This window comes from Enterobacter cloacae complex sp. IR5384, from assembly GCF_049237265.1.
In the GTDB taxonomy this organism is placed as follows: Bacteria; Pseudomonadota; Gammaproteobacteria; order Enterobacterales; family Enterobacteriaceae; genus Enterobacter; species Enterobacter cloacae.
The window spans coordinates 1-6656 of the sequence record NZ_JBMKHJ010000068.1; the positions used below are offsets into that span (position 1 = coordinate 1).

Consider the following 6656-nt stretch of genomic DNA (forward strand, 5'->3'; position numbering starts at 1 on the left):
AACAAACTTCTTCATTAATCGCGGTGTGATACGAGGATACTCAGAGGGTTTCCAGCGCTCAAGCAACACCGTTGCTTCCCGGCACGCTATCCCTGCATCCTCATTTACTGTTTCTTTCCAGTACTGCCTTAACGCTTCCTGCCATCCTGCCGAAATAAGAGGAGGAACCTGAAAACTTACAGGAATCCGCTTTGCAATAAACTCACGCCCGCTGAAACCCGCCACAGAAAGTGAGGCTGAAACCTGTCTTGCCGAATAGGGCACCACTATCCTGAAGTGTTCATGAGTGGCTCCGGCAATAAGCTCCATATCACTCCAGAGCTCTTTCACTTTGTCTGCACTGATTCGGTCCAGATTATCAATGATAAGGATGAAGCGATCTCCATGGGAAATGACCTCTTTGGAGGTAAATCCCTGCAGAGCTTCAGCCAGCTCAATAGCTCCGACCTCCTTATTAACTAGCCAAGTCTCTTCAATCCTGTCAGTACTGTTGCGTTTGAACAAATCACCAATACTCGAATACCCTTTCTTTCTGTACCATTCCATGTTCTGCAGGCATGCCAGTCCTGCGACCATAATGGCAGGAGAAAGAAACGCGGCCACCTCAACATAAAAAAGCCACCCTAATAATGACTCCTTGTTAGTAAAATATTGATTAAGGTCTGTTAGCACATAACGAAGCATCTGCACGGAAAGCAATGACAGTAAAATAAAAACGACGGTCAACCAGCTTAGCCTGCTGCTGACCCTCTTGTCGTATTCAACGATGTTACCCAGAGCCAGATTTTTATACTTATCCAACACATCCCGGGAGCCCGGACATTGTAGGCTGACCCCGTGGTGGATGACATCGATAAGCGCTTTTTTAGTTGAGCCATGATGGTAACGTTCTGCATCAAAGTTAATGAACGTAAAATCATCTTTAAGCTTTTTCTGCAGGAACTTCAATATTGTTGACTTACCTGAACCCAGCTCACCTTCCAGACCAATAATATTGACATCAGGTGTCCTGATGATCTGAGCCACATTCTCTGCAACTTTTTCATGACTGCTGCCTCTAAACATATCCTGGTCAGCGGGTGATTCCGTCTGCAATCGTAGAGTCATTCAGCAATTTCCTTCGTTATAACGTAAGATTCTTTCACTATTAGACACAGTACAGAGCCCACAGCAACCAAATGACTGCAGCCGGGGCAGTTTAGTTTTAAGCATGCATAAGCCGATTTCGATGGAATCCCTTTCACACAATAATATTGAATTGAAGCAATGAAAACATTAATGTGTTTGTTGTGACTAGCTGCAGGGGCCTGGAAGAAATTCCAAAGCCTGACAAACCGGAACAGGGCTTGCTCTGCTCCGGTTTTATCCAGTTCATCTTGAAGCCCTTGTTTTTGTTACATATCCCTGCTCACTCTTTCAGCCATTGTTAAGCTTCTTGTGTGTAATCTGCGAATAATACGGATGCAAAATTGATGCAATGGATTATACATACCTACAGCGCACGTTACGCTGAGCTGAATCGAATTTCAGAGAACGTTCTTCGCTATTACCCTGCCCAGCCAGTTGAACACATTTTATCATCCGGCCCCGAGAGTGACATGTTCTCTGCCTGGTACAGCCTTCATCAGAGTCAAACTAGACGTTATTTACAGGCAAAAGAAGACAGCTACAGAGCTTAAGTCTGACATTATTCGTGGCTGTGTCTGCCTTCGGAGTTTTCAGCTTATCCCGATAACAGCGGTTTTGAAAAATTGACGTTTTTTACACCGGTACATTGCCCGAACGCAATCTCCCCCGTAGCGAAATACCGCCCCGCAGAAAATCGTCCATGCTCGGCATGCCCCTGGAACATCAGCATCTTTTCAATAAAGGTTTTACAGCCTATAGTCTGTATAACACAAAATACACCTTACCTGCTGTATTACAGGGCGGTACTCCCTACTCAGTCTGCGAGGCAGGTCACTTATGAATAATCAGTTCCCGATAAAAACGCTGAACCAGCTCAGACCTGTGCTAATCGGGTTTCGCAAAATCAAGGGCTTCACGCAAAAAGATGTGTCTGAGAGGCTTGGCGTAACGCAGCAAACCTATGCCCGCCTGGAAGCAAACCCTGCTAGCGCCAGTATTGATCGTCTGTACAAGGTATTCAGTATTCTGGGCGTAGAAATAACGCTGTCATCTATTTCCCCTTCACCCTTCATTTCCCACACAGAGATGAGGGGGGCATTTGACAGCACTCCCGCCAGACGGGAGAAATGGTGACTATTAGAAGTTTGCTAGTTTTGTCGAATGACGCCAACTACATGTCCGCATCCATCGAGTAGTGGCTTCAAGCCACGATTGTCACTGCCTCCGCTGCCTTTTTCCAGTAACTCTCTCCTTTTAATTCTAATATTTAGGGGTGTCAACGCAAAGCAGAAACGGCACCTTCTTTGCGAGACAGAAATGACCTGTGATTGCCTGGCCGATTTATGGCAGCTAAGTGCGAGAAGCGGATATAGCGAATTCGCCATTGTACGGGATTAGCAGGTTTACTGAAGCAACCTGCGATGGCGTTATGGCAATAGTCAGTCCCCTGTCCAGTCGGCATAGGTGGCCACCTCGTCACCGCCGGGGATAAACTGATTGAAGCCTCCGCGCAAAATCACTTATTCTTTTCCGTTAATAAAATGCAGGAGCAAAGTCATGACTGGCGAAATTCGTGGGCGAGGCAGGCCACGAAAAACAGAGAGTACCTATACAGGGTAAGGGTGCCAACTTACTGATTTAGTGTATGATGGTGTTTTTGAGGTGCTCCAGTGGCTTCTGTTTCTATCAGCTGTCCCTCCTGTTCAGCTACTGAAGGCGTGGTGCGTAACGGTAAAAGTACTGCCGGACATCAGCGCTATCTCTGCTCTCACTGCCGTAAAACATGGCAGCTACAGTTCACTTACATCGCCTCTCAGCCCGGTACACACCAGAAAATTATTGATATGGCCATGAATGGCGTCGGATGTCGCGCCAGTGCACGCATTATGGGCGTTGGCCTCAACACGATTTTACGACACTTAAAAAACTCAGGCCGCAGTCGGTAAACTCACGCATACAACCGGGCAGTGACGTTATTGTTTGCGCGGAAATGGACGAACAGTGGGGTTACGTCGGCGCTAAATCACGCCAGCGCTGGTTGTTTTACGCGTATGACAGGATACGGAGGACGGTTGTGGCGCACGTATTCGGTGAACGCACGTTGGTCACGCTGGAGCGTCTTCTGGGCCTGCTGTCGGCCTTTGAGGTCGTGGTATGGATGACGGATGGCTGGCCGCTTTATGAATCACGCCTGAAGGGAGAACTGCACGTTATCAGCAAGCGATATACGCAGCGCATTGAGCGGCATAACCTGAATCTGAGGCAGCATCTGGCAAGGCTGGGCAGGAAGTCACTGTCTTTCTCAAAATCGGTGGAGCTGCATGACAAAGTCATCGGGCATTATCTGAACATAAAACACTATCAGTAAGTTGGAGTCATTACCGGTGCTCTGATATATTTATTATACTATAGTGGGGTATGTGTTGATCTTAATGTAATACTCCCCTATAGTATAAGAAATACAGAGCAGTGAGGTAAGCAATGCCCAGTACTCCTGAAGAGAAAAAAAAGGTCCTAACCCGGGTTCGCCGTATCCGGGGTCAGATTGATGCTCTGGAAAGAGCACTTGAAAGTGGCGCTGAATGCCGTTCCGTTCTCCAGCAAATCGCCGCCGTCCGGGGCGCCGCTAACGGACTGATGGCAGAGGTGCTGGAGAGCCACATACGGGAAACCTTTGACCAGAATGACAGCTACAGTCATGAAGTCAGTAAATCAGTTGACGATACGATTGAGCTGGTTCGTGCCTATCTTAAATAGGTGAGGCCATTATTACATTGAGGATATATTACGTATGAAATCACGTGCCGCTGTTGCATTTGCACCAGGGAAGCCCCTGGAGATTGTTGAAATTGATGTTGCTCCGCCTAAAAAAGGCGAGGTGCTGATTAAAAACACCCACACAGGTGTCTGCCATACCGATGCCTTTACCCTCTCAGGGAATGACCCTGAGGGCGTTTTCCCGGTGGTTCTCGGCCACGAGGGAGCCGGTATCGTCGTTGAAGTTGGTGAAGGCGTCACCAGTGTGAAGCCGGGTGACCATGTTATTCCGCTCTACACCGCTGAATGCGGGGAGTGTGAATTCTGCCAGTCCGGTAAAACGAACCTCTGTGTATCGGTTCGCGAGACTCAGGGCAAAGGACTGATGCCTGACGGGACCACTCGCTTTTCATACAACGGTCAGCCTCTTTACCACTACATGGGATGTTCCACATTCAGTGAATACACCGTTGTGGCCGAGGTTTCTCTGGCAAAAATTAACCCGGAGGCGAACCATGAACACGTCTGCCTGTTGGGTTGTGGCGTGACTACCGGTATTGGCGCCGTCCATAACACGGCTAAAGTGCAGCCGGGCGATTCAGTTGCCATTTTTGGTCTGGGGGCAATTGGTCTGGCTGCGGTACAGGGGGCCCGTCAGGCAAAAGCGGGACGTATTATCGCTATCGATACTAATCCGACAAAATTTGACCTGGCCCGTCAGTTCGGGGCCACTGACTGCATTAACCCGAATGATTATGACAAACCGATTAAAGATGTTCTGCTGGATATCAACAAGTGGGGTATTGACCATACCTTTGAATGTATCGGTAACGTTAACGTCATGCGTGCAGCGCTGGAAAGTGCTCACCGTGGGTGGGGGCAGTCCGTTGTCATTGGTGTCGCAGGGGCCGGACAGGAGATTTCCACCCGTCCTTTCCAGCTGGTCACCGGGCGCGTATGGAAAGGTTCCGCGTTTGGCGGAGTAAAAGGCCGCACTCAGCTCCCCGGTATGGTCGAGGATGCCATGAAGGGGGATATTGACCTTGAGCCATTTGTAACCCATACGATGACACTGGATGAAATCAATGACGCCTTCGAGCTTATGCATGAAGGCAAATCTATCCGGACAGTGATTCATTACTGATCCCATCAGAATTTTAATCAACTCAAACTGAAGGAAGTGGAAAATGACAACTCCGGTAATTTCTGGTGACGGCATCTTTTCTCATGTGTTCATTGGCGCAGCCGATGTCGAGAAATCCTCCGCATTTTACGATGTCGTCCTGGGCACGCTTGGTATCAATAACCTCGGCCCGTTTGGCAACGGCTGGGTACTCTATGGCCGCGAAAAGCCGGCATTTATCATTGCCCGTCCGGGCAACGGTGAAGCACCTTCCGCTAACGGGGTGACTGTCGGCTTCGCTGCTGCCACCCCGGAAGAGGTTGATGCTTTCCATGCTGCCGGCCTTGCCGCCGGTGGAGCTGATGAAGGTCAACCTGGCCCGCGTGGTCACCTTCCCGGGGCCTATGCTGCCTACCTGCGGGATCCGGCGGGTAACAAAATCACGGCGTATACGTTTATCTGACGTCCGGATTTAAAGATACTTCCCCTGGCTTCGGTCAGGGGAAATAACCATGAGATAACGGCTGATGGAACTCATTGAGCAGCATGCCAGCTCTGGCGGCTGGCAAAACGTGTACCGGCATTATTCACAATCCCTTAATTGTGAAATGAATTTCGGTGTGTATCTTCCTCCCAAAGCAGTAACAGAAAAACTGCCGGTACTATACTGGTTGTCGGGCCTGACCTGTACTGAGCAGAATTTCATCACCAAATCAGGTATGCAGCATTATGCAGCCCGGCATAACGTCATCGTTGTTGTCCCGGATACCAGTCCCCGGGGTAATAATGTCCCGGATGCCGACAGTTACGATCTTGGCCAGGGGGCCGGTTTTTATCTGAACGCGACGGAACAGCCGTGGAATGTTCATTACAGGATGTATGACTATATTCTCAGAGAGCTTCCGGATGTCGTCATGAATCATTTTCCTGCAACGGCAAGAAAATCTATATCCGGTCATTCTATGGGAGGGCTGGGTGCTCTGGTGCTGGCTCTGCGAAATCCTGGTGAATATGTGAGCGTATCAGCATTTTCCCCGATAGTATCGCCTTCTCAGGTGCCATGGGGGCAACAGGCATTTAGCGCTTACCTGGGTGAAAACAGAAAAACGTGGGAAGCCTACGATCCAGTCAGCCTCATTTTACAGGGTGAAAAATTACCAGAAATCTTCATTGATCAGGGGCTGAGTGACGCCTTTTATGAAGAGCAACTGCGCACCAAAATCCTTGAGAGAGTATGCAATGAGATGAACCTCAATGCGTCGTTCCGATATCATACTGGATACGACCACAGCTATTATTTCATTTCCAGCTTTATTGGTGAGCACATTGCTTACCATGCCAACAGGCTCAGGCTGTCAGCATGAGTTGATTTCCAGCCTCAGAAAATGTGCTTAATTTTCAGGCCTGAACAGGGCCTGAACCCTGCAGACCTGAGATGTACTGTAACTGGTGGCTTCAGCAGTTTCTCTTATGCTCAGTTTCTTGACCTGTCGGTAATACAGAACTTTCTTATGTCGTTCCTGATCGGCCTGTTTGCCCCGGTGAATCGCCACGGATAATCTAGACACTTCCGAGCCGTTGATAATACTGGTTTTCATATTCTGTCGGTGACATCTGTTCGCTAGAACCATGCCGACGCTTACTGTTA

7 protein-coding genes and 1 pseudogene are annotated in these 6656 nt (G+C 48.9%); 6 read left to right on the forward strand and 2 right to left on the reverse strand.

The window, feature by feature from the left end; genetic code table 11:
- Positions 1-1107, reverse strand: a 1107-nt coding sequence (locus ACOTX3_RS25475; protein WP_421634991.1) for a P-loop NTPase fold protein, incomplete at its 3' end; no start/stop codon positions are given.
- 858 nt (positions 1108-1965) lie between these two features.
- On the opposite strand from ACOTX3_RS25475, the gene ACOTX3_RS25480 reads away from it, so the two are divergent.
- From ACOTX3_RS25480 to fghA, 6 genes are all read left to right on the forward strand, one after another.
- The gene (locus ACOTX3_RS25480; protein ID WP_017384073.1) at positions 1966-2262 is read left to right on the forward strand and encodes a helix-turn-helix transcriptional regulator; all 297 of its coding nucleotides are present in this window, start codon (positions 1966-1968) and stop codon (positions 2260-2262) included.
- Positions 2263-2798: 536 nt separating this feature from the next.
- A protein-coding gene (locus ACOTX3_RS25485) for an IS1 family transposase (protein ID WP_223479951.1) occupies positions 2799-3496 on the forward strand; the annotation gives its coding sequence in 2 pieces (ribosomal slippage) (positions 2799-3048 and positions 3048-3496; 699 coding nt in all).
- Positions 3497-3609: 113 nt separating this feature from the next.
- A complete protein-coding gene (gene frmR, locus ACOTX3_RS25490) occupies positions 3610-3885 on the forward strand; it encodes a formaldehyde-responsive transcriptional repressor FrmR (protein WP_017384071.1) in 276 nt (91 codons plus the stop codon).
- Positions 3886-3919: 34 nt separating this feature from the next.
- Positions 3920-5029 carry an S-(hydroxymethyl)glutathione dehydrogenase gene (frmA, locus tag ACOTX3_RS25495; RefSeq protein WP_017384070.1) on the forward strand — a complete coding sequence of 370 codons (1110 nt, stop codon included), beginning with the start codon at positions 3920-3922 and terminating at the stop codon, positions 5027-5029.
- A 43-nt stretch (positions 5030-5072) separates the two neighbouring features.
- Positions 5073-5471 (forward strand): VOC family protein, encoded by a 399-nt coding sequence (locus tag ACOTX3_RS25500; RefSeq protein ID WP_012561111.1) that lies wholly within the window; start codon positions 5073-5075, stop codon positions 5469-5471.
- A 64-nt stretch (positions 5472-5535) separates the two neighbouring features.
- A complete protein-coding gene (fghA, locus tag ACOTX3_RS25505; protein ID WP_012561110.1) occupies positions 5536-6372 on the forward strand; it encodes an S-formylglutathione hydrolase in 837 nt (278 codons plus the stop codon).
- Between the two features lie 27 nt (positions 6373-6399).
- Here the strand turns inward: fghA and ACOTX3_RS25510 are convergent.
- Positions 6400-6656, reverse strand: a pseudogene (locus ACOTX3_RS25510) (hypothetical protein); the annotation flags it as partial.

Excerpts from the sequence above, each read along its gene's own strand:
- ACOTX3_RS25480 (WP_017384073.1), top strand. The coding sequence starts at position 1,966 with ATGAATAATCAGTTCCCGATAAAAACGCTGAACCAGCTCAGACCTGTG.
- frmR (WP_017384071.1), top strand. The coding sequence starts at position 3,610 with ATGCCCAGTACTCCTGAAGAGAAAAAAAAGGTCCTAACCCGGGTTCGC.
- frmA (WP_017384070.1), top strand. The coding sequence starts at position 3,920 with ATGAAATCACGTGCCGCTGTTGCATTTGCACCAGGGAAGCCCCTGGAG.
- ACOTX3_RS25500 (WP_012561111.1), top strand. The coding sequence starts at position 5,073 with ATGACAACTCCGGTAATTTCTGGTGACGGCATCTTTTCTCATGTGTTC.
- fghA (WP_012561110.1), top strand. The coding sequence starts at position 5,536 with ATGGAACTCATTGAGCAGCATGCCAGCTCTGGCGGCTGGCAAAACGTG.